Origin of the sequence: Thioclava sp. IC9, assembly GCF_002213225.1 — a bacterium.
GTDB lineage: Bacteria > Pseudomonadota > Alphaproteobacteria > Rhodobacterales > Rhodobacteraceae > Thioclava > Thioclava nitratireducens.
Map to the genome: position 1 here is coordinate 85,429 of NZ_NBNX01000007.1, position 20,060 is coordinate 105,488.

Annotated in this window: 19 protein-coding genes; 12 read left to right on the forward strand and 7 right to left on the reverse strand. The window is 64.7% G+C overall.

Going from position 1 to position 20,060, the window contains the following annotated elements; all coding sequences use genetic code 11:
• The first annotated feature begins 100 nt into the window (after nt 1–100).
• Nucleotides 101–1,177 (forward strand): GTP cyclohydrolase II, encoded by a 1,077-nt coding sequence (ribA, locus tag B6V76_RS16870; protein WP_088727991.1) that lies wholly within the window; start codon nt 101–103, stop codon nt 1,175–1,177.
• Nucleotides 1,177–1,731: a L,D-transpeptidase family protein gene (locus B6V76_RS16875; RefSeq protein WP_075776810.1), complete on the forward strand. Its 555-nt coding sequence runs from the start codon at nt 1,177–1,179 to the stop codon at nt 1,729–1,731. The genes ribA and B6V76_RS16875 overlap by 1 nt, the downstream gene beginning before the upstream one ends.
• On the opposite strand, the gene B6V76_RS16880 is transcribed toward B6V76_RS16875, so the two are convergent.
• The gene (locus B6V76_RS16880) at nt 1,728–2,381 is read right to left on the reverse strand and encodes a YggS family pyridoxal phosphate-dependent enzyme (RefSeq protein WP_088727992.1); all 654 of its coding nucleotides are present in this window, start codon (nt 2,379–2,381) and stop codon (nt 1,728–1,730) included. The two genes, B6V76_RS16875 and B6V76_RS16880, sit on opposite strands and share 4 nt — an antisense overlap.
• A 99-nt stretch (nt 2,382–2,480) precedes the next feature.
• The gene (locus B6V76_RS16885; protein WP_088727993.1) at nt 2,481–3,461 is read right to left on the reverse strand and encodes a porin; all 981 of its coding nucleotides are present in this window, start codon (nt 3,459–3,461) and stop codon (nt 2,481–2,483) included.
• 350 nt (nt 3,462–3,811) lie between these two features.
• On the opposite strand from B6V76_RS16885, the gene B6V76_RS16890 reads away from it, so the two are divergent.
• The 5 genes from B6V76_RS16890 to B6V76_RS16910 all read left to right on the forward strand — a co-directional run bounded on the left by B6V76_RS16890 (nt 3,812) and on the right by B6V76_RS16910 (nt 9,755).
• The gene (locus B6V76_RS16890) at nt 3,812–4,357 is read left to right on the forward strand and encodes a DUF3576 domain-containing protein (RefSeq protein WP_088720537.1); all 546 of its coding nucleotides are present in this window, start codon (nt 3,812–3,814) and stop codon (nt 4,355–4,357) included.
• Nucleotides 4,358–4,509: 152 nt separating this feature from the next.
• Entirely contained in the window at nt 4,510–7,068 is a 2,559-nt protein-coding gene (gene leuS / locus B6V76_RS16895; RefSeq protein ID WP_088727994.1) for a leucine--tRNA ligase, read from the forward strand.
• On the forward strand, nt 7,055–7,552 hold the full coding sequence (lptE, locus tag B6V76_RS16900) for an LPS assembly lipoprotein LptE (RefSeq protein WP_088723414.1): 498 nt from the start codon (nt 7,055–7,057) through the stop codon (nt 7,550–7,552). Before leuS ends, lptE begins: the two co-directional genes overlap by 14 nt.
• Entirely contained in the window at nt 7,549–8,571 is a 1,023-nt protein-coding gene (gene holA, locus B6V76_RS16905; RefSeq protein ID WP_088727995.1) for a DNA polymerase III subunit delta, read from the forward strand. Before lptE ends, holA begins: the two co-directional genes overlap by 4 nt.
• Nucleotides 8,568–9,755 (forward strand): TIGR03862 family flavoprotein, encoded by a 1,188-nt coding sequence (locus B6V76_RS16910; protein ID WP_166504621.1) that lies wholly within the window; start codon nt 8,568–8,570, stop codon nt 9,753–9,755. Before holA ends, B6V76_RS16910 begins: the two co-directional genes overlap by 4 nt.
• A gap of 45 nt (nt 9,756–9,800) precedes the next feature.
• Here the strand turns inward: B6V76_RS16910 and B6V76_RS16915 are convergent, their stop codons facing one another.
• Nucleotides 9,801–10,397, reverse strand: coding sequence for a glutathione S-transferase family protein (locus tag B6V76_RS16915; RefSeq protein ID WP_088720540.1), 597 nt, complete (start codon nt 10,395–10,397; stop codon nt 9,801–9,803).
• Between the two features lie 172 nt (nt 10,398–10,569).
• On the opposite strand from B6V76_RS16915, the gene B6V76_RS16920 reads away from it, so the two are divergent.
• The gene (locus B6V76_RS16920) at nt 10,570–11,805 is read left to right on the forward strand and encodes an MFS transporter (protein ID WP_088727996.1); all 1,236 of its coding nucleotides are present in this window, start codon (nt 10,570–10,572) and stop codon (nt 11,803–11,805) included.
• On the opposite strand, the gene B6V76_RS16925 is transcribed toward B6V76_RS16920, so the two are convergent.
• The gene (locus tag B6V76_RS16925) at nt 11,793–12,644 is read right to left on the reverse strand and encodes an SDR family oxidoreductase (RefSeq protein WP_088727997.1); all 852 of its coding nucleotides are present in this window, start codon (nt 12,642–12,644) and stop codon (nt 11,793–11,795) included. The genes B6V76_RS16920 and B6V76_RS16925 overlap by 13 nt on opposite strands.
• Before the next feature lie 101 nt (nt 12,645–12,745).
• On the opposite strand from B6V76_RS16925, the gene ade reads away from it, so the two are divergent.
• From ade to B6V76_RS16945, 4 genes are all read left to right on the forward strand, one after another.
• Nucleotides 12,746–14,548 (forward strand): adenine deaminase, encoded by a 1,803-nt coding sequence (gene ade, locus B6V76_RS16930; protein WP_088727998.1) that lies wholly within the window; start codon nt 12,746–12,748, stop codon nt 14,546–14,548.
• Entirely contained in the window at nt 14,545–16,020 is a 1,476-nt protein-coding gene (locus tag B6V76_RS16935) for an AMP nucleosidase (protein ID WP_088723411.1), read from the forward strand. Before ade ends, B6V76_RS16935 begins: the two co-directional genes overlap by 4 nt.
• A gap of 131 nt (nt 16,021–16,151) precedes the next feature.
• Nucleotides 16,152–16,439, forward strand: coding sequence for an HU family DNA-binding protein (locus tag B6V76_RS16940; protein ID WP_075776797.1), 288 nt, complete (start codon nt 16,152–16,154; stop codon nt 16,437–16,439).
• A gap of 87 nt (nt 16,440–16,526) precedes the next feature.
• Nucleotides 16,527–17,402, forward strand: a complete 876-nt coding sequence (locus tag B6V76_RS16945; protein ID WP_075776796.1) for a DMT family transporter — start codon at nt 16,527–16,529, stop codon at nt 17,400–17,402.
• A gap of 33 nt (nt 17,403–17,435) precedes the next feature.
• On the opposite strand, the gene B6V76_RS16950 is transcribed toward B6V76_RS16945, so the two are convergent.
• The 3 genes from B6V76_RS16950 to dapD form a co-directional block, all read right to left on the reverse strand.
• A complete protein-coding gene (locus tag B6V76_RS16950) occupies nt 17,436–18,596 on the reverse strand; it encodes a lytic murein transglycosylase (RefSeq protein WP_240497889.1) in 1,161 nt (386 codons plus the stop codon).
• A gap of 198 nt (nt 18,597–18,794) precedes the next feature.
• The gene (locus B6V76_RS16955) at nt 18,795–19,160 is read right to left on the reverse strand and encodes a hypothetical protein (RefSeq protein ID WP_075776794.1); all 366 of its coding nucleotides are present in this window, start codon (nt 19,158–19,160) and stop codon (nt 18,795–18,797) included.
• Complete coding sequence (gene dapD, locus B6V76_RS16960) at nt 19,153–19,980, reverse strand: 2,3,4,5-tetrahydropyridine-2,6-dicarboxylate N-succinyltransferase (protein ID WP_075776793.1); 828 nt, start codon at nt 19,978–19,980, stop codon at nt 19,153–19,155. The genes B6V76_RS16955 and dapD overlap by 8 nt, the downstream gene beginning before the upstream one ends.
• Between the last annotated feature and the right edge of the window lie 80 nt (nt 19,981–20,060).

Below are 20,060 nucleotides of genomic sequence, written 5' to 3' on the forward strand. Positions count from 1 at the left end.
TTCACAGCGATGGCAAGGGTGGTGAAACCTATCTCACGCTGACGTGTCGAATCACCGGCAGATATTTCAATTTGTTACAGTCGAGGCTATCTCAGAGCGCATGACCGGTACCTATTCCCTCGGGCCGAGCCCGGCTGAACGACTGAATCGCGCCCGCGCCGATCTGCGCATGGGGCTGCCCGTCTTGCTGTCAGATCACCTCGCGGTGGCGGTCGAAACGCTCTCGCCCGAGCGGCTAGCGGCGTTGCGCGCGCTGGGGCCGTTGACGCTGGTGCTGACCGCGCGCCGGGCCGAGACGCTGAAAGCCCGGGTCTATGACGCCGATATTGCCCGGATCGAAGTGCCTGCAGACGCCGATCTGCTCTGGCTGCGCGCGCTCGCCGATCCGGCAGACGATCTGCGCGTGCCGATGAAAGGCCCGCTCAAGGCCCTCCGCGGCGGCGATGCGGATCTCTCCCGTGCCGCTATCCGGCTGGCAAAGTCCGCCCAGCTTCTGCCCGCAGCGCTGATGGTCGCAGCGCCCGACCCCACGCCGACGGATCTGACCTGCATTACCGCCGAAGAGGCGCTCGCCGCTGCCGACATTCCGCAGGCTTTCGCCCCGGTCTCTGCCGCGCGCGTGCCGATGCGCGCCGCCGAAGCGGGGCGCCTGCATATCTTCCGCCCCGACAATGGCGCCGAGGAGCATTACGCGATCGAGATCGGTCGCCCCGATCGCTCGAAACCGGTTCTCGCGCGGCTGCATTCGGCCTGTTTCACCGGCGACGTTCTGGGCTCTCTGAAATGCGATTGCGGCCCGCAGCTGGACGCGGCGCTGACGCTGATGGGCCATGAGGGCGCGGGCATCCTGCTCTATCTCAATCAGGAGGGGCGCGGGATCGGGCTTGCCAACAAGATGCGCGCCTATTCGCTGCAAGATCAGGGATTCGACACGGTGGAGGCGAACCACCGCCTCGGCTTCGAGGATGACGAGCGCGATTTCCGGATCGGCGCGGCGCTGCTGCGCAAGCTCGGGTTTTCGCAGGTGCGGCTGCTGACCAACAACCCCGCCAAGGTTGCGATGCTGGAGGCCAACGGCATCGACGTGACCGAGCGCGTGCCGCTGAAGGTCGGCATGAGCCGCCATAACGAAATCTACCTGGCCACCAAGGCGGCGAAATCGGGGCATATCCTGTGATGCGCCTGACGCCCACGGGCCTGCTGTTTCGCGGTCGCCGTTTCCCGGTCGAGATCGGCCGCGGCGGCATCACCGGCAGCAAGCAGGAGGGCGACGGCGCGACCCCCTCGGGGCGGCTGCACATCCTGCGGATGTTCTACCGCGCGGATCGAATTGTCGCGCCTCAAGACTGGGCCGAACCGATCGGGCCGCGCGATCTGTGGTGCGACGCCTCCGAGGATTCGGCCTATAACCAATTGGTTCGCGCACCCTACCCCGCCTCGCATGAGGCGATGCGGCGCGCCGATCCGCTTTACGACATCGTACTGGTCACCGATTGGAACTATCCGCAGGCGCAGGCGGGCAAAGGCTCGGCCATCTTCCTGCATCAGCGCCGCCGCGCGGGCTACCCTACCGCAGGCTGCCTCGCCTTCCGCCGGGACCACCTGATCTGGATCGCGCGGCATGTTGCACCGGGCGAACCGCTCGACATTCCAATTCGGCTTGGAGGAAATATCCTCCGGGGGTCCGGGGGCGGAAAGCCCCCGGCGCTCGACGCCCGGGACAAAGCTTAGGAATAGTCGCGCGCACCGAAGATTGCCGAACCCACGCGCACATGGGTTGCGCCCGCCGCGATCGCTTTCTCGAAATCCGAGCTCATCCCCATCGAGAGACCGTCGAGCCCGTTGCGCCCGGCCATCTCGGCCAGCATCGCGAAATGCGGCGCAGGGTCATCGGATTCGGGCGGGATGCACATCAGGCCGACGACCGGCAGATCCTTCGCCCGCATATCCGCGACGAAAGCGTCCAGATCATCGGGCAGCACGCCCGCTTTTTGTGGCTCCTCGCCAGTATTGACCTGAATGAAAAGATCGGGAGAAGCCCCGCGCGCCTGCGCCAGATTGGCCAGCTTCATGCCCAGCGAGGGCCGGTCGAGCGTGTGAACTGCCTCGAACAGCTCCACCGCCAGCTTCGCCTTGTTCGACTGCAGCGGCCCGATCATGTGGACCTCACAGCCGGGAAATTCCTCGCGCCAGGCGGGCCATTTGCCTTGCGCTTCCTGCACGTAGTTTTCGCCGAACAACCGATGCCCTTCGCGCAGAACCGCCTCGACTCGCTCGGCGGGCTGAACTTTCGACACGGCGATCAGTTTCACCGATCCCGCATCGCGCCCTGCCGCTTGTTCCGCTTTCGCAATCCGCGCCTGAATGTCGCTCAGTCCCATCTGGCCCTCCCTCTTCAGCGCGCCCAAGAAACACCGAAGGGCCCAAAAAGAAAAGAGCGGGCGCAAGGCCCGCTCTTCCCATCGTTCTGTCCCGAAGGATTAGAACGAGAACTTCACGCCGAGGTCGGCTTGGGTGTCGGTGCCTGCGATGTCGCTGTCTGCAACACCACCGACGATCGAGGCGCCACCGCCCAGATCGTACGCAGCGCCGAGGCCGTAAGCGGTGCCTTCAGTGCCGTCGTCAGCTTTCGCGTAGTTCACGTAAGCCATGACCGAGGTCGCACCGAAGACCGAGGTCGCACCGATGCCGTAGGCTTTGTCGAGGTTATTGCTGCCGCTGCCGTCAGCATAGTAGGCTTTGACCGAGGTGTTGCCGAACTGACCAACGCCGGAGAGCGTCGCTTGCTTGGCGTTCGAACCGGTCGTCGGATCGACGATTTCGTAGCCCAGACCAACGGTGTAGTTGCCGAAGGTGTAAGCTGCGCCAACAGCGTATTCTTGGTTGTAGTTCGTCGAACCGACTTTGCCGTCCGAAAGCGAAGCGGCCACCGAGAATGCGCCGAAGGTGCCGGTGTACAGCAGGTTCGGGCCCGACGTATCGTTGGTGGTGGTGCCAGCCACAACGCTACCGCCGTTATCGCCGGTCAGGTACGGAATTTCGTTCGCACCAAGGTTCGGGCGGCCGTTGAGGCCAGCGGGAGTGGCGAGACCGGACACGTTGCCGAGGCCAGCGCCGTCGAGGTCGGTGTAGCCGACTTCCGGCAGGTCGCCGAACAGAGCTTCCGGAGCGCCGACAACGTCGCCCATCGAGAGCTTGCCGAATGCGCCCGAGATGTAGACCGAAGCAGCGGTGCCGTTGGTCGCAGCCGAAGCTTGGTCAGCGCGGACCGAGCCACCGAACTCGAGGCCACCATCGGTGGTGCCCGAAGCGGTGAACGAGACGCGGATACGGCTCGAGAAGTTCCAGTCGGAACCGTTATACATGACACCCATGCGGCCGTCACCGCCAACCGAGACCTCAGCGGCAGCGATGCCAGCCGAGAACACGAGCGCGGTCGTCGCGAAGAGAACCTTTTTCATCGTTTTCCCTCATTGTCTTACAGGTAACCCCCAACCTGGGGAATCCGAAGTTGGGTATGACGGTGTTTTCTCTCCCCACCCCCTTTATTGCAACTCAAAGCGCCCGCCCCGGCCGAATAGGGTGTTTGATGGTGCAGACATGTCACAGTAACGTCAGCCTGCCTTTGCAGCCTTTCCTTGCCACCGCCTCGCGAGAGCCCTCATGTGCGTGTATAGCGGCACAAGACCCGCGAATGGCAGCGGGTCGATCGGGCGAATTCCGGGGCGAAAAGGGAAAAACCTTGTCGGGCTTGGGGCCATGGGCTAGAGAAAAGGCAACCAATGACGCAGGCCGACGGGGACAGCTTCGCATGACTTCCAGAACCCTTTTGAAACGCACGGCAATTCTGGGCCTGTGCCTCGCGCTCGCAGGCTGCGGCAAGGGTATCTCGAGCGGCAACATCTTCTCGGGTAGCGGTGGCACCCCCGCGCAGCGCGACGCTAATCAGCTTAGCCATATGGCGGGCACCAACGAGGCCGTTGCCGACGGGCCCTCGCGCCGCGTTCAGAAGAAATCCACCGTTTGGGACCTCTTCAGCGGCAAGGGCGATCCGAACATCACCGTCGAGGTGAACAAGTATCTCTGGCAGGCTTCGCTCGAAGTGCTCGACTTCCTGCCGATTCAAGAGGTTGACCCCTTCTCCGGCGTCATCGTGACCGGCTACGGCACCCCGCCGGGCGGCGGTCGCGCCTACAAAGCCACTGTTTACGTCACCGATCCGGCGCTCGATGCGCGCTCGCTGAAAGTGTCGATCCGCACCCGGGGCGGAGCAGTTTCCGCCGATACGCAGCGCGCCGTGGAGAACGCGATTCTCACCCGCGCACGTCAGCTGCGGGTCCGCGACTCACAACTCTGATCCCGAAAGTCGACCGCAGGACGCATTCAGATCCCCGCCCGAGCCAGCCTCCGGCGGGGATATTTCTGTCCAAATGAGCGCGGCGGCTGGACCTCGCCCCCAAGGCCAGTGTAGCAAGCTCGCGCAGAATTCGACGTGATGAGGGGCCCGACATGGCACGCTACGAACCGAGCCAGAGCGAGACGAAATGGCAAGAGGCCTGGAACGAGGCGGATCTCTTCGCCGCGCGCCGTGATCCGGCCAAGCCGAAATATTACGTCCTCGAGATGTTCCCCTACCCGTCGGGCCGCATCCATATGGGCCATGTGCGCAACTACACGATGGGCGACGTCGTCGCGCGCTACAAGATGGCGAAGGGCTTTTCCGTGCTGCATCCGATGGGCTGGGATGCTTTCGGGATGCCCGCCGAGAACGCCGCGATGGACAATGGCGGTCACCCGAAGGACTGGACCTACGGCAATATCGCCGTAATGAAGGACCAGATGAAGCCGCTGGGCCTCTCGATCGACTGGTCGCGCGAATTCGCGACCTGCGACCCGGACTATTACGGCCAACAGCAGGCGATGTTCATCGACATGCTCGAGGCCGGTCTCGTCTATCGCAAGAACGCGGTGGTGAACTGGGACCCGGTCGACATGACCGTGCTTGCCAATGAACAGGTGATCGATGGCAAGGGCTGGCGCTCTGGCGCCGAGGTCGAACGCCGCGAGCTGACGCAGTGGTTCTTCAAGATTTCCGACTATGCCGAAGAACTGCTCGACGCGCTCGACAACCTGAAAGACTGGCCCGAGAAGGTGCGCCTGATGCAGGCAAACTGGATCGGGAAATCGCGCGGCCTGCAATTCGCCTTCTCGACCGTCGATGCGCCGGAAGGTTTCGACCGGCTGGAGGTCTACACGACCCGCCCCGACACGCTGCGCGGTGCTAGCTTTGCGGCGATCTCGCCCGATCATCCGCTCGCCAAACATCTGGAACGCCACGATCCCAAGGTCGCGGAATTCGTCGCGAAATGCCGCGCGGGCGGCACGACAGAAGAAGCCATCGAGACTGCCGAGAAGCTGGGGATGGATACCGGCATCAAGGTCCGCCACCCGCTCGACACGAGCTGGGAACTGCCGGTCTATATCGCGAACTTCATCCTGATGGATTACGGCACCGGCGCGATCTTCGGCTGCCCGGCGCATGACGCGCGCGACTTCGAATTCGCGACGAAATACAAGCTGCCGATCACGCCCGTTTTCGAGCCGCTCGAAGGTGACTATCCCGACGCCGAATACGTCCCGCTGAAATCGGAAAAAGTCCGCTATATCCGAGGCTTCGCGGGCGACCAAGTGCAGACCGGCGAAGAGGGCGTCGCAACCGCGATCGCCTTCTGCGAGGAAAACGGCATCGGTCAGGGCGTGACCAAGTTCCGCCTGCGCGACTGGGGCCTGAGCCGCCAGCGCTACTGGGGCTGCCCGATTCCGGTCGTGCATTGCGAGACCTGCGGTGTGGTGCCGGAGAAGAAGGAAAACCTGCCCGTCGAGCTGCCTTACGACGAGGACGGCCAGAAGATCGACTTCTCGATCCCTGGCAACCCGCTCGACCGTCATCCCAGCTGGCGCGACTGCACCTGCCCGAATTGCGGCGGGCCGGGTCAGCGCGAGACCGATACGATGGATACCTTCGTCGATTCGAGCTGGTATTACGCGCGCTTCACCTCGCCCGGTGCCGCCACGCCGACCGATCCGGCCGAGGCCGAGTATTGGATGAACGTCGACCAATATATCGGCGGCATCGAGCATGCGATTCTGCACCTGCTCTATTCGCGCTTCTATGCCCGCGCGATGCACAAGACCGGCCACCTGCCAGCGAAAGCGATCGAGCCGTTCGATGCGCTGTTCACGCAAGGCATGGTGACGCACGAGATCTACCTCACGCGCGACGCCAAGAATCGCCCCGTCTACCACCTCCCCGAAGAGGTCGAGGACGGTAAGCTGAAGGCGACCGGCGAAGCGGTCGAGACCATCCCCTCGGCCAAGATGTCGAAATCGAAGAAGAACGTCGTCGATCCGATGAACATCATCGCCGAGTTCGGGGCCGATACCGCCCGCTTCTTCGTGATGTCCGACAGCCCGCCCGAGCGGGACGTGGAGTGGACCGCCGCTGGCGCCGAAGCCACGTCGAAATTCCTCGCCCGCGTGCACCGCATTGCCGACGATATCGCCAATTCGGATGCGCCCGCGAACGAGGCCGAGGATACGGCGCTGCTTAAGGCCACCCACAAGGCGATCGACGAGGTCACCAAATCGATCGAGGGCTTCACCTTCAACAAGGCGGTCGCGACGCTCTACGGCCTGACCAACACGATGTCGAAATCGAAGGCCGGGGCCGAGACCAAGCGCGAAGCGATGAAGCTGATGGCGCAGCTGATGGCGCCGATGGTCCCGCACCTCGCCGAAGAGGTCTGGTCGATGCTGGGCGGCGAAGGTTTCGTGATCGCAGCGCCTTGGCCCGAGGCGGACCCGGCCCTGCTGGTCGAGGATTCGGTGACGCTGCCGATCCAGATCAACGGCAAGCGCCGCGCCGAGATTTCGGTGCCCAAGGACATGCCGAAGGAAGAGGTTGAAAAGCTGGTTCTGGCCGACGAAGCTGTGGTCAAGGCGCTGGCCGGTGGCCAGCCCAAGAAGCTGATCGTTGTGCCGGGGCGGATCGTCAATGTGGTCATCTGACAGACGCGGATTTCTGGGGCTCGCGGGGGCCGCTGGCCTGCTCGCGGGCTGCGGCTTCACCCCGGCCTACGGGCCTCAGGGCGGGGCTGCGAAACTGCTCGAAGGGGTCGAACCGGCTGCGCCCACGACGCGCGACGCCTTCGCCCTCGTTCAGCAGCTGAATGCCAGGCTCGGCCCGTCGCAGGCCACCCGCTACCGCCTCGATTACAAGATCGACACCGAGGCGGTCGGTCAGGGCATCTCGCCCGACAACGCGACGACGCGCTACCAGTTGAACGGCACTGTGGATTACACGCTGCGCGATGCGGCCGATAACGCCGTGCTGCTGACCGGACGCGTCACCTCCTTCACCTCGTGGTCCGCCACCGGCACCGTGGTCGCCTCACAGGCCGCGCAGGAAGACGCGCATCGCCGTCTGATGGTGATCCTTGCCGATCAGATCGTGACGCGCCTGCTGTCCCAAGCACCGAGCCTTCCGGAATGAAACTGACCGGCGTAGCAGCGACCCGCTATTTCGCCAAACCCGAGCCCGAGCGCACCGGCCTGCTGATTTTCGGGGGCGATGCGATGCGCGTGGCCCTGCGCCGTCAGGAAGTCATCGCCGCAATGATCGGCCCAAAGGGCGAAGAGGAGATGCGCCTGAGCCGGATCGCGGGCGGCGATCTGCGCAAGCAACCCTCGCTGCTGCTCGATGCGATCAAGGAGGTCGGCTTCTTCCCTGGCCCGCGCGTGGCCTTCGTCGAAGACGCGACCGACGCGGTAGCCGATGCAGTGAAAAACGCGCTCGACGCATGGCGCGAAGGCGATGCGCAGATCGTGATCACCGCAGGCTCGCTCGCCGCGAAATCGAAGCTGCGCAAAGCTTTCGAGGGTCACAACAACGCCTATTCTGTAGGGATTTACGACGACCCGCCAAGCCGCGAGGAAATCGAGGATATCCTGCGCCGCGCCGGTCTGCGCGACATCTCGAACGACGCGATGACCGATCTCGTGGCGCTGTCTCGCGCGCTCGATCCGGGCGATTTCCGCCAGACCGTCGAGAAGATCGCGCTCTACAAATTCGGTGACACTACGCCGCTTGCCCCTGCCGATGTGGCTGCCTGCGCGCCGTCTTCGGTCGAGGCAGGCGTCGATGACGTGCTCTCCATCGTGGCCGAGGGCCGCGCGCCCGAGCTTGGTCCGGTTATGCGGCGGCTGGAAAGCCAAGGGGTGCAGCCCGTGCAGCTCGCCATCGCCGCGATGCGCCATTTCCGCGCGCTGCATGCCGCGGCCTCCGACCCGCAAGGCCCCGGTGCAGGCATCGCCCGGATGCGTCCGCCGATCTTCGGCCCGCGCCGCGACCGGATGCAGCGGCAGGCGCAAAGCTGGGGCATGTTCAAGCTGGAGACCGCGCTGAAGGAACTGGTCGAGACCGACCTGACCCTGCGCTCCGCCAGCCGCGCGCCGCAGATGGCGGTGATGGAGCGCGCGCTGATGCGGCTCGCGATGCTGGCCCGGCGGTGAGCGCGGCGGCGAAATCCGCGCTCGTCATCGGTGGCGGCCCGGCGGGACTGATGGCAGCCGAGGAACTGGCGCGGGCCGGTGTCGCCGTGACATTGGCAGAGGCCAAGCCGACGCTCGCGCGCAAATTCCTGATGGCGGGAAAGTCCGGGTTGAACCTGACCAAGGATGAGCCGCTCGACGTCTTCCTGTCCCATTATTCCCACCCGCAGATCGCCGCGATCACGCGCGCGTTCGGCCCCGAGGCTACGCAGAGTTTCGCCCGCGATCTGGGTATCGAGCTGTTCACCGGCTCCACCGGTCGGGTCTTCCCGACGGTGATGAAAGCCTCGCCGATGCTGCGCGCCTGGATCGCGCGACTCGAATCTCTCGGCGTCACGATCCACACCCGCTGGCGCTGGCAGGGCTTCGATGGCGACGCACTGATCTTCGACCCGCCCGAGGGGCGCCAGAGCTTGAGCCCCGATGCCACGATTCTCGCGCTTGGCGGCGCAAGCTGGCCGCGGCTTGGCTCGGATGCGGCATGGGTGCCTTGGCTGAGCGCGAAGGGCGTAAAGATTGCCCCCTTTGCCCCCGCCAACATGGGGTTCGAGATCGACTGGTCGGCGCATATGGCAAGCCAGCTCGGCCAGCCCGTGAAAGGGGCCGCGCTGATCACGCCGACCCGGCGCACGCGCGGGGAAATCGTGATCTCGGAGCGTGGCCTTGAGGGCGGCGGCATCTATGAACTTTCCGCCGAATTGCGCGAGGGCGCGCCGCTGAGCCTCGATCTCGCCCCGGATCAGAGCGCCGAAGACCTCGCCGCGCGGCTTGCGAAGATCCCGCCCAAACAGAGCCTGACGAACCGCCTGCGCAAAGGCGCGAAGCTGGACCCGGTGAAACTCGCGCTCGCTCTGGAATGGGGACGCCCGCTACCCAAGGACCCGACGCAACTTGCGACAACGCTCAAATCCTTGCCCGTGCCTCTCGGCGCGCCGCGCCCGATCGCCGAGGCGATTTCCAGCGCGGGCGGCATCGCGTGGGACAGCCTCACCGACGATCTGGAACTGACCGCCCTGCCCGGCCTCTACGCCGCAGGCGAAATGCTCGACTGGGAGGCCCCGACGGGCGGCTATCTGCTGACCGCCTGCCTCGCCTCCGGCCGCCATGCCGGACGCGCCGCCGCGCGACAGCTCGCTTCTTCTTGATAGAAAATCCCGGGGGAGGTCCGTAGCACCGGGGGCAGAGCCCCCTTACTCGTCCCGCTTCGCCACCGCGCGCTTATAGGCGGGGCGCGCCCGCATCCGGTCGTGATATTCGCTCAGCCGATGCTCGACGATCGGGAATTTCGCCATCAGCGCCCAGTCGAGGCAATGCGTCAGGATGATATCGGGCACGGTCATTTCCTCGCCCATCACGAACTCCCCATCCCCCATTCGGTGGATGAGCGTGCGCTGCGAGCGCTCGAACTCCCAGCGCAGGGAATTCTTGATGCCCGACAGCCGCAGCTCTTCGGGCAGGACGAAACTGTGGCGCGCGGCGGTCCAGAGATTCGCATCGAACTCGTCGAGCAGGAATTGCGTCAGGCTGTCCTGCCGCGCACGCTCCAGCGTACCCGCCTCATGGGTGAACTTCCCATGCGCATCAGCAAGATAAGTGAGGATCGCGGTGGAATCGGTGATCGGCGTGCCGTCGACAACGAGCACCGGCACCTTGCCTGCCGGGTTGAAGGCCACGACATCCTCCGAGCGCGGCGCGGCCCGCACGTGCTGATACTCCGCGCCCAGCTCCTCCAGCATCCACAACACGCGCAGCGTCCGCGAGCCGACCGTTCCGATAACCGTATACATCCTGCCTCCCCTCGAAAGTCACGCCATTGGGCCATGGCTGCGGGGGAGGTTCAAGAGCGGCTCTGGGGCATTCCCGCGCGATTGTGACCGAGACAAGCTCGCGATTGACGCGCTGCAGCATCCATGGCGATATGCCGCCCGCGCGGAAGGAAGATCCGCCGGGAGACGTAGAATGACGCAAGCCAGACTGTTCACGCCGGTTCTGATCGGAGGGGCCGTGATCCTGATGCTGAGCTTCGCCATCCGGGCGAGCTTCGGCGTTTTCCAGATTCCGATCGCCAGCGAGTTTAACTGGCCACGCGCCGAATTCTCGCTCGCCATCGCGGTGCAGAACCTCGCCTGGGGCATTGGTCAGCCGATCTTCGGCGCGATTGCCGAGCGCTGGGGCGACCGGCTGGCGATCATCCTCGGTGCGCTGGTCTATGCGCTCGGCCTCGTGCTCTCGGCCTTCGCGGTGGAGCCGGGACAGCATCAACTTCTGGAAATCCTCGTGGGTTTCGGCATCGCGGGCACCGGCTTCGGCGTGATCCTCGCCGTGGTAGGCCGCGCGACCTCGGACGAGAACCGCTCGCTCGCGCTTGGCATCGCGACGGCGGCAGGCTCGGCCGGTCAGGTCTTCGGCGCGCCGATGGCGGAGCTGCTGCTAGGCCATTTCCCGTGGCAGACCGTCTTCGTGATCTTCGCCGCCGTGATCCTCGCCTCGCTGGCCTTCCTGCCGCTGATCCGCGCGCCTGAGCGCGCCAGCCGCGAAGAGATGGCCGAGAGCATGGGCAGCGTTCTGATGCGCGCCTTCCGCGATCCGTCCTACACGCTGATCTTCCTCGGCTTCTTCTCCTGCGGCTATCAGCTGGGCTTCATCACGGCGCATTTCCCCGCGATGGTCACCGAGATGTGCGGCGCGGTGCCGCCCGGATCGTTGCTGGCCGGGATCGGGATCGAGACCACCTCGGCGCTCGGCGCCGCCGCGATCTCGGTGATCGGCCTCGCCAATATCGCTGGCACGATCTATGCGGGTTGGGCGGGCAAGCGCTGGTCGAAGAAATACCTGTTGGCGGGAGTTTACCTGCTGCGCACCTTCGTCGCCGCCGCATTCATCTTAACGCCGATGACGCCCGCGACGGTGCTGATGTTCTCGCTCGCGATGGGGGCGCTCTGGCTCGCGACCGTGCCGCTGACCTCGGGGCTGGTCGCGCATATCTACGGGCTTCGTTACATGGGCACGCTCTACGGGATCGTCTTCTTCTCGCACCAGGTCGGCGCCTTCCTCGGCGTCTGGCTGGGCGGCAAGCTCTACGACATCTACGGCGATTACACGCTGGTCTGGTGGGTTGGCGTGGGCGTGGGTGCGTTCTCCGCCATGGTACACCTGCCCGTGCGCGAGAAGCGGGTGGAGCTTCAGCCCGCCTGATAGAGAAGCGCACGCAGCCCTGCGCGGTAATCCGGATAGCGCAGCGTGACTCCGAGGTCGTGTTTGATCTTGTCGTTTCGCACTCGCTTGCTCTCCGCATAGAAGCTGCGCGCCATCGGGCTAAGATCGGCCTCCTCAAACGGCACCTCGGGCGGTAGCGGCAGGTCGAGCAGTTCCGCGGCATAGGCGATCACGTCCTGCGGCGGCGCGGGATCGTCGTCGCAGACATTATAGACCGCGCCCGGATCGGGACGGTCGATCGAGGCGAGCAGCACCTGCGCGATGTCCTCGACATGAATGCGCGAGAAGACCTGCCCCTCCTTGATAATCCGCCGGGCCTTGCCCTGCCGCACCTTCTCGAAGGGCCCGCGCCCGGGGCCGTAGATGCCCGCGAGCCGGAAGATATGCAGCGGCAGGTCATGGGCTGCGGCCAGCGCACCCCAAGCCGCCTCGGCCTCCACCCGCGCCTGCCCGCGCTTGGTCGAGGGGGTCAGCGGCGTTGCCTCATCTACCCAGCCGCCCGCGTGATCGCCATAGACGCCGACGGTCGAAAGATAGCCGATCCACTCCAGATGCCGCGATGCAGCAATTTCGGAATGCTGCGCAGCGAGAGCCGGATCACCCTCCTGTCCCGGGGCCACCGAAGACAGCAGATGCGTCGCTTGATCGAGCGGCAGAGGCCCACCTTCCCAGACCAGCGGCTCCACGCCTTCGCTGCGCAGCATTTCGGCCTTCTCGTCGCTGCGCGTGGTGCCGATCACGCGCCAGCCACGCGCCAGAAGAAGCGGTGCGAGTGCACGGGCGGAATAGCCGTGTCCGATGGAAAGAAGCGTCGGCATCACGGCCTCCTTTGCGTTTCTGTCATCCGTCATAGGTAGAGGCTGTGTGAAGGCATAACAACGTCTCTTGAACCTTCCCGCACGCAATGACAGGCTTGGACATGGAACAGAAGAACAAGATCAAATCCTGGCCCGAAGCCGCACCGCGATTGATTGCCGTGGCTGCCGGGCGCGAACCTGCCGACCTCCTGATCCGGGGTGGCAAATGGGTCAATGTCCACACACGAGAGGTTCTCGACGGCTACGATATTTCCGTGGCCGAGGGGAGATTTGCGGCCGTGGCCCCAGATCTCTCGGACAGCATCGGACCCGATACCGAAGTGATCGAGGCCGGAGGGCGCTATATGGTGCCGGGCCTGTGCGACGCGCATATGCATATCGAGAGCGGTATGCTCACGCCCGCCGAATTCGCCGCCGCCGTGATCCCCCACGGCACGACGAGCATGTTCACCGATCCGCATGAGATCGCGAATGTGCTGGGGCTCGACGGCGTGCGGATGATGCATGACGAGGCGCTGATGCAGCCCGTCAACATCTTCACCCAGATGCCCTCCTGCGCGCCCTCTGCGCCCGGGCTGGAAACGACGGGCTTCGAGATCACCCCCGAAGATGTGGCCGAGGCGATGACATGGCCCGGCATCATCGGTCTGGGCGAGATGATGAACTTCCCCGGCGTGATCAATGCCGACCCGAAGATGCTCGCCGAGATCGCAGCGACGCAGAACGCGCATAAGACCGTGGGCGGACATTACGCCTCCCCCGATCTGGGCGCGCCGTTCCGGGCCTATGTCGCGGGCGGGCCCGCCGACGATCACGAAGGCACCTGCGAGGCGGACGCGATCGCGCGGGTACGCAACGGGATGCGCTCGATGATGCGGCTGGGCTCGGCTTGGTATGACGTGGAGACGCAGATCACTGCCGTCACCGAGAAGGGTCTCGACCCGCGCAATTTCATTCTTTGCACCGACGACTGCCATTCCGGCACGCTGGTGAATGACGGGCATATGAACCGCGTCTTCCGCCATGCGGTGGAATGCGGGGCCGATCCGCTGGTCGCGCTGCAGATGTGCACGCTCAACACCGCGGCCCATTTCGGGCTGGAGCGCGAGCTGGGCTCGATCACGCCGGGCCGCCGGGCCGATGTGATCCTGACCTCGGATCTGGCGACCCTGCCGGTCGAGCAGGTCATCGCACGTGGGCGCACGGTGGCGAAGGATGGAAAGCTGCTGGCGGACTGCCCGCATTACGACTGGCCCGAGAGCGCTCGCAACACGGTGCATCTGGGCAAGACCCTTACCGCCGCGGATTTCGAGATTGCCGCGCCGGAGGGCGCTAACACAGTGACCGCCAAGGTGATCGGCGTGGTCGAGAACCAGGCCCCGACCAAGGCGCTGACCGCAGAGCTGGACGTGACCGACGGGCTCGCCCAGCCCGACACCTCCAAGGACATCGCCCAGATCGCGCTGGTGGAGCGCCATCAGGGCACGGGCGGCGTCACCAACGGCTTCGTCTCAGGCTTCGGCTACAAGGGCCGCATGGCGATGGGCTCGACTGTCGCTCATGACAGTCACCACATGATCGTGGTCGGCACTGATCGCGAGATGATGGCCGCCTGCGCCAATGCGCTTGGCGAGATGGGCGGCGGAGTCTCGGTCTGGAAGGACGGCGAAGAAATCGCCGCCGTCCCGCTGCCGATCGCAGGGCTGATGTCGGACGATCCGGCACAAACGGTCGCCGCGCGCGCCGCCAAGATGGTCGAGGCGATGGGCGCCTGCGGCTGCACCTTGAACAACGCTTACATGCAGCATTCGCTGCTCGCGCTCGTCGTCATTCCCGAGATCCGCATTTCGGATCTTGGCCTTGTCGACGTGACGCGTTTTGAACTGACGGATCTTTTTGAATGAATGAAACGCTAGACCTCATCACCCCTGACGCAGCCCCTGCGGAGAGCTTCACCGATGCCGCCGAGGCCGTGGCCCGGCTCGAGGCGCTCTATGACGAGGCGACCGCCTTCCTGCTCGAGAAATTCAACGAGACGTTGGAGAGCAAGACCGCGCGGAACCGCTTTCGCGCCTTCTACCCGGAAGTGCGCATCTCTGTGCCATCGCATATCAAGGCCGACAGCCGGCTGAGCTTCGGCCATGTGGCGCTGCCGGGTACCTACATGGCGACGATCACGCGCCCCGACCTGTTCCGCAACTACCTGACGCAGCAACTGGGCCTGCTTATCAAGAACCACAATATCCCGGTCACGGTCGGCCCGTCGGAAACCCCGATCCCGGTGCATTTCGCCGTGGCTGCGCATCCGGAAGTGACCGTGCCGCAGGAAGGCGTGCTCGATTTCAGCCTGCGCGACGTGTTCGACGTGCCGGACCTTGCGGGGATGAACGACGACATCGTCAACGGCATGGCCGGGCCGAACCCGGATGGCTCGGGCCATCTCGCGCCCTTCACCGCGCAGCGCGTGGATTACTCGCTGGCGCGCCTGTCGCATTACACCGCGACCAAGGCCGAGCATTTCCAGAACCACGTGCTGTTCACGAACTACCAGTTCTATGTGGACGAGTTCGAGGCCGTCGCGAGGCGCCTGCTGGGCGACAAGAACTCGGGCTATACGAGCTTCGTCGCGCCGGGCAATCAGGAGATTACCGACCCGCAGGACGAGATCCCGGGCCTCGCCAAACTGCCGCAGATGCCGGCCTATCACCTCAAGCGCGCCGATGGCGGCGGGATCACGCTAGTCAATATCGGCGTCGGCCCGTCCAATGCGAAGACCGCGACGGACCATATCGCCGTGCTGCGCCCGCATGCGTGGCTGATGGTCGGTCACTGCGCGGGGCTTCGCAATTCGCAGCAGCTGGGCGACTTCGTCCTCGCCCATGCCTATCTGCGCGAGGACCACGTGCTCGATGACGACCTTCCCGTCTGGGTGCCAATCCCGGCGCTGGCCGAGATCCAGATCGCGCTGCAGGAAGCGGTGGCAGAGGTGACGAAACTGGAAGGCTACGAGCTGAAGCGGATCATGCGCACCGGTACGGTAGCGACGATCGACAACCGCAACTGGGAGTTGAGAGACCAGTCAGGCCCGGTACATCGGCTGAGCCAGTCGCGCGCAGTTGCGCTCGATATGGAAAGCGCGACGATCGCGGCGAACGGCTTCCGCTTCCGGGTGCCCTACGGCACGCTTCTCTGCGTCTCGGACAAACCGCTGCATGGCGAGCTAAAGCTGCCCGGCATGGCGACCGAATTCTACCGCACGCAGGTGGCGAGCCATTTGCTGATCGGCATCCTCGCGATGGAGAAACTTCGCGAGATGCCTCTGGATCGTATTCACAGCCGGAAATTGCGTAGCTTCGAGGAAACAGCTTTTCTGTGACGTGGGAAAAACCCGCGCATTCTGGGAAAAGGGCTTGCCATGCTCAATAAAAACGTGTGGAACATGGCCCACCAACCGTGCAACGCGGACGAAATTGACCCTGGATTACCGGGGCGGAGAGAGGAACGAACATGTCGAAACCGATGACCAAGACCCAGCTGGTGGCAGCCCTCGCCGAGGCGATGGACGCCGACAAAAAGACGGCTTCGGCCGCGCTCGACGCAATCACCGACGTCGTCACCAAAGAAGTGTCGAACGGCGGCGCCGTTACCCTGCCGGGCATTGGCAAAGTCTACTGCCGCGAGCGCCCCGAGCGCATGGTCCGCAACCCGGCCACCGGCGAGCAGATGCAAAAGCCGGCTGACAAGCAGGTCAAAGTGACCGTGGCGAAAGCGCTCAAGGACAGCGTGAACTCCTGATCGCAGGACTCTCTCTAGAGAGGGACAGCCAAGTTTTTAGGGCGCCCGCGAGCAATCGGGGCGCCCTTTTTCAGGCCCGGAGGAAAGATGGATCTGCGCGCGATCGGAATGGGGCTCGCCTTTGCCCTGATGTGGTCTTCGGCTTTCACGTCCACGCATATCATCGTGGCGGAGGCGCCGCCCCTTGCGGCGCTGGCGTTGCGGTTCGCCCTGTCCGGCGGGATCGGCATCGCGCTTGCGCTGGCCTTCGGGCAAAGCTGGCGGCTGAGCCGGGCCCAATGGCGCGCCACGATCATTTTCGGTATTTGTCAAAACGCGCTCTACCTGGGGTTTAACTGGGTCGCGATGACGACGGTCGAAGCCTCGGTCGCGGCGATCATCGCCTCGACCATGCCGCTGATCGTCGGCGCGCTCGGATGGATCGTCTTCCGCGACCGGATTCCGCTCCTCGGTATCGCCGGGCTGATCGCGGGTTTCGCGGGCGTTGGCATCATCATGGGGGCGCGGCTGCAAGGCGGGATCGATCCGTTCGGGCTGGGTCTTTGCGTCGCGGGCGCCTTGGCACTGGCAGTGGCCACGCTGACCGTGCGCGGCGCGAGCGGCGGCGGCGGCGGCGTCTTGATGATCGTCGGGCTGCAGATGCTGGTGGGTTCCGTGAGCCTCGCCGTGGTCTCCGCCTTCACCGAGCATCTGGACGTGACCGTCACGCCGAAACTGGCGCTGGCCTTCACCTATACGGTAATCGTGCCAGGCCTGATGGCGACCTGGGTGTGGTTCCGCCTCGTGGGCCGCATCGGGGCGGTGCGCGCGGCGACGTTCCACTTCCTCACGCCGGTCTTCGGCGTCGCCATCGCCTGGGCTGTGCTGGGCGAGCATGTCGACTGGCACGACGCGCTTGGGGTGCTGGTGATCGCAGGCGGCATTCTCGCCGTGCAGATATCAAAGCAAGAGGCGCGGAGGTAAGCCCCCGCGCCCCTGCACTTCGCGTTCGCCAATTCACGAACCGCGCAGCACCTGCAGCAACTCCAGCGTAGCGTAGCCATCGGGCGGCAGACCGCGCGATTTCTGGAAGGCCACGATCGCCTTCGACGTATTCGCACCGACCTTGCCGTCCGTGCCGTCCGTATCGAAGCCCGCCGCGGTCAACCTCTCCTGCAGCTCGACCTTCTGCTTCGAATTGAGCGGCTTGCCCGTGCGGGGCCAATCCTGCACGAAGGGCCCCTTCCCTTTCAGACGATCCGACAGATGCCCGACGCCGATCACGTAGCTGTCGGCGGAGTTGTAGCGCGAGATGGCGCGGAAGTTTCCGAAGATCATGAAGGCCGGTCCCTTCGCGCCTGCGGGCACGAGGATCGACGCCGAGCCATAATTCGGCACCGTGCCGCCCGTGGCCGAGCGCACGCCAAGCGCCGCCCAATCGGCAGGGCTCTTCTTCGTGCCCTTGCCGGTGAGGCCGTAGTTGAAGCCAGAGGGCAGGATGACCTCGACGCCCCAGGGCTGCCCCTTCGACCAGCCCGAGCGCGCCAGATAGGCCGCCGTCGAGGCCAGGGCATCGGTTGGATCTTCCGACCAGATATCGCGCCGACCATCGCCGGTGAAATCAACCGCATAGGACAGATAGGAGGTCGGGATGAACTGCGTGTGGCCCATCGCCCCGGCCCAGGAGCCGGTCATGTGCCGCGCATCCACGTCGCCGGACTGGATGATCTTGAGCGCGGCGATCAGCTGCTTGGCGAAGAACTCGCCGCGTCGCCCGTCATAGGCCAGCGTCGCGAGCGCCGGGATGATCGCCGTCTTCCCACGATAGGCGCCGTAACGGCTCTCCATGCCCCAGATCGCGACGACAACTTCCTTGTCGACCCCGTATTTGCGTTCGATCGCATCCAGCTGCGGGCCATATTGGCGCAGCATCTGCTTGCCGGTGGCGACGCGCTCATCCGAGACCGCGCTGTCGAGGTAGTCCCAGATCGACTTGGTGAATTCCGATTGGTAGCGGTCGCGTTCGATCACCTTGGGATTGTAGCGCACGTCGGCCATCGCGCGGTTCCAGGTGTACTCGGTGATGCCGTTCGCCAGCGCGCGTGATTTGAAGCCCGCGAGCCAGGACTCGAAACGCGCTTCCGTTGCGGCGTCCGTCGGCGGGATCGGATCCGCCACGGGCGCGCTGCCCCGCGCCAGCGGCCGAGGCGAGGATTCGGGAGGCCCCGCACAGGCCGAGAGCGCGGAAAACGCCATGAATGTCAGTGGGATAATCTTGCCCGGAATTGCCATGTTGCCTGCTCGCTGTTTTGCCCTTTGAACCACTGTATCAACGGTTCGTGAGGTTTCAACGGGCGTCAAAAGACACTCTATGGCTTACTGCAGCGGCTTCTTGTCGTTGCCGAAAAACGGCTCCATCTGGGCGATTATCACGGAGTTCTCGTCGAGCGCCCGTTGCATCAATTCACGTTCAGCGTCGTCGATCTCGTGCCCCTGTTTTTCGCGTTCCGCGAGCGTGCCGTAACCCGTGACGTCAAGCGGCGCCATCTCGGCCTGCTTGAGGATCGCCACGGTCTCGCGCACGGCCTCTGCCTCGTCCACGCCCGATGCGTAGCAGAGCAGCCCCGCCCCGGACGCGCCTTTCGGCAGACCGTCATTGGGCGAGCGACCGACCTCGACCAGCAGGGTGAAGACCTGCTGGCGCGAGGGTTTCTTCTTCGGCTTTTCCGGCTTGTCAGTCACGCAGCAGCTCGTTGATGCCGGTCTTCGACCGGGTTTGTGCGTCGACGCGCTTCACGATCACCGCGCAGTAGAGGTTGATGCCGTTCTTGGACGGCATCGAGCCCGACACGACGACCGAATAGGGCGGCACTTCGCCATACATCACGTCGCCGGTCTCCCGATCAACGATCTTGGTCGACTTGCCGATATAGACGCCCATGCCCAGAACCGAGCCTTCGCGGACGATGCAGCCTTCGACGACTTCCGAGCGCGCGCCGATGAAGCAGTTGTCTTCGATGATGGTCGGGCCGGCCTGCATCGGCTCCAGCACCCCGCCGATGCCAACGCCGCCCGAGAGGTGAACGCCCTTGCCGATCTGCGCGCAGCTGCCGACGGTGGCCCAGGTGTCGACCATCGTGCCCTCGTCGACATAGGCGCCGAGGTTCACGAAAGAGGGCATCAGCACCACGCCCGGTGCGATGTAGGCCGATTTACGCACGATGCAGTTCGGCACGGCGCGGAAACCGCCGGCTTTCCACTCGTTGTCGCCCCAGCCCTTGAACTTGCTGTCGACCTTGTCCCACCAGTGACCGCCCTGCGGGCCGCCATCCTGCTGCTCCATGTCCTTCAGGCGGAATCCCAGCAGAACCGCCTTCTTGGCCCATTGGTTCACATGCCAATCGCCGTTCTCGCGCTTTTCGGCCACACGCAGTTCGCCGCGATCCAGCGCGTTGAGCGTGTCCTCGATCGCCTCGCGGGTCTCACCGCCGGTTGACGGGGTGATCGTGTCGCGGGCTTCCCAAGCGGCTTCGATTGCAGTTTCGAGCGCGGCGTTCGACATGGGCAAATCCTCTTTCAGGTGGCCTTTACAGCGTTCAGCCTATAGTTGGTCAGAGCCAATCGCGCAATGAGCAGGTGCCC

Coding starts and splice junctions, on each gene's coding strand:
- ribA (WP_088727991.1), top strand. CDS start 101: ATGACCGGTACCTATTCCCTCGGGCCGAGCCCGGCTGAACGACTGAAT.
- B6V76_RS16875 (WP_075776810.1), top strand. CDS start 1,177: ATGCGCCTGACGCCCACGGGCCTGCTGTTTCGCGGTCGCCGTTTCCCG.
- B6V76_RS16880 (WP_088727992.1), bottom strand. CDS start 2,381: ATGGGACTGAGCGACATTCAGGCGCGGATTGCGAAAGCGGAACAAGCG.
- B6V76_RS16885 (WP_088727993.1), bottom strand. CDS start 3,461: ATGAAAAAGGTTCTCTTCGCGACGACCGCGCTCGTGTTCTCGGCTGGC.
- B6V76_RS16890 (WP_088720537.1), top strand. CDS start 3,812: ATGACTTCCAGAACCCTTTTGAAACGCACGGCAATTCTGGGCCTGTGC.
- leuS (WP_088727994.1), top strand. CDS start 4,510: ATGGCACGCTACGAACCGAGCCAGAGCGAGACGAAATGGCAAGAGGCC.
- lptE (WP_088723414.1), top strand. CDS start 7,055: ATGTGGTCATCTGACAGACGCGGATTTCTGGGGCTCGCGGGGGCCGCT.
- holA (WP_088727995.1), top strand. CDS start 7,549: ATGAAACTGACCGGCGTAGCAGCGACCCGCTATTTCGCCAAACCCGAG.
- B6V76_RS16915 (WP_088720540.1), bottom strand. CDS start 10,397: ATGTATACGGTTATCGGAACGGTCGGCTCGCGGACGCTGCGCGTGTTG.
- B6V76_RS16920 (WP_088727996.1), top strand. CDS start 10,570: ATGACGCAAGCCAGACTGTTCACGCCGGTTCTGATCGGAGGGGCCGTG.
- B6V76_RS16925 (WP_088727997.1), bottom strand. CDS start 12,644: ATGCCGACGCTTCTTTCCATCGGACACGGCTATTCCGCCCGTGCACTC.
- ade (WP_088727998.1), top strand. CDS start 12,746: ATGGAACAGAAGAACAAGATCAAATCCTGGCCCGAAGCCGCACCGCGA.
- B6V76_RS16935 (WP_088723411.1), top strand. CDS start 14,545: ATGAATGAAACGCTAGACCTCATCACCCCTGACGCAGCCCCTGCGGAG.
- B6V76_RS16940 (WP_075776797.1), top strand. CDS start 16,152: ATGTCGAAACCGATGACCAAGACCCAGCTGGTGGCAGCCCTCGCCGAG.
- B6V76_RS16945 (WP_075776796.1), top strand. CDS start 16,527: ATGGATCTGCGCGCGATCGGAATGGGGCTCGCCTTTGCCCTGATGTGG.
- dapD (WP_075776793.1), bottom strand. CDS start 19,980: ATGTCGAACGCCGCGCTCGAAACTGCAATCGAAGCCGCTTGGGAAGCC.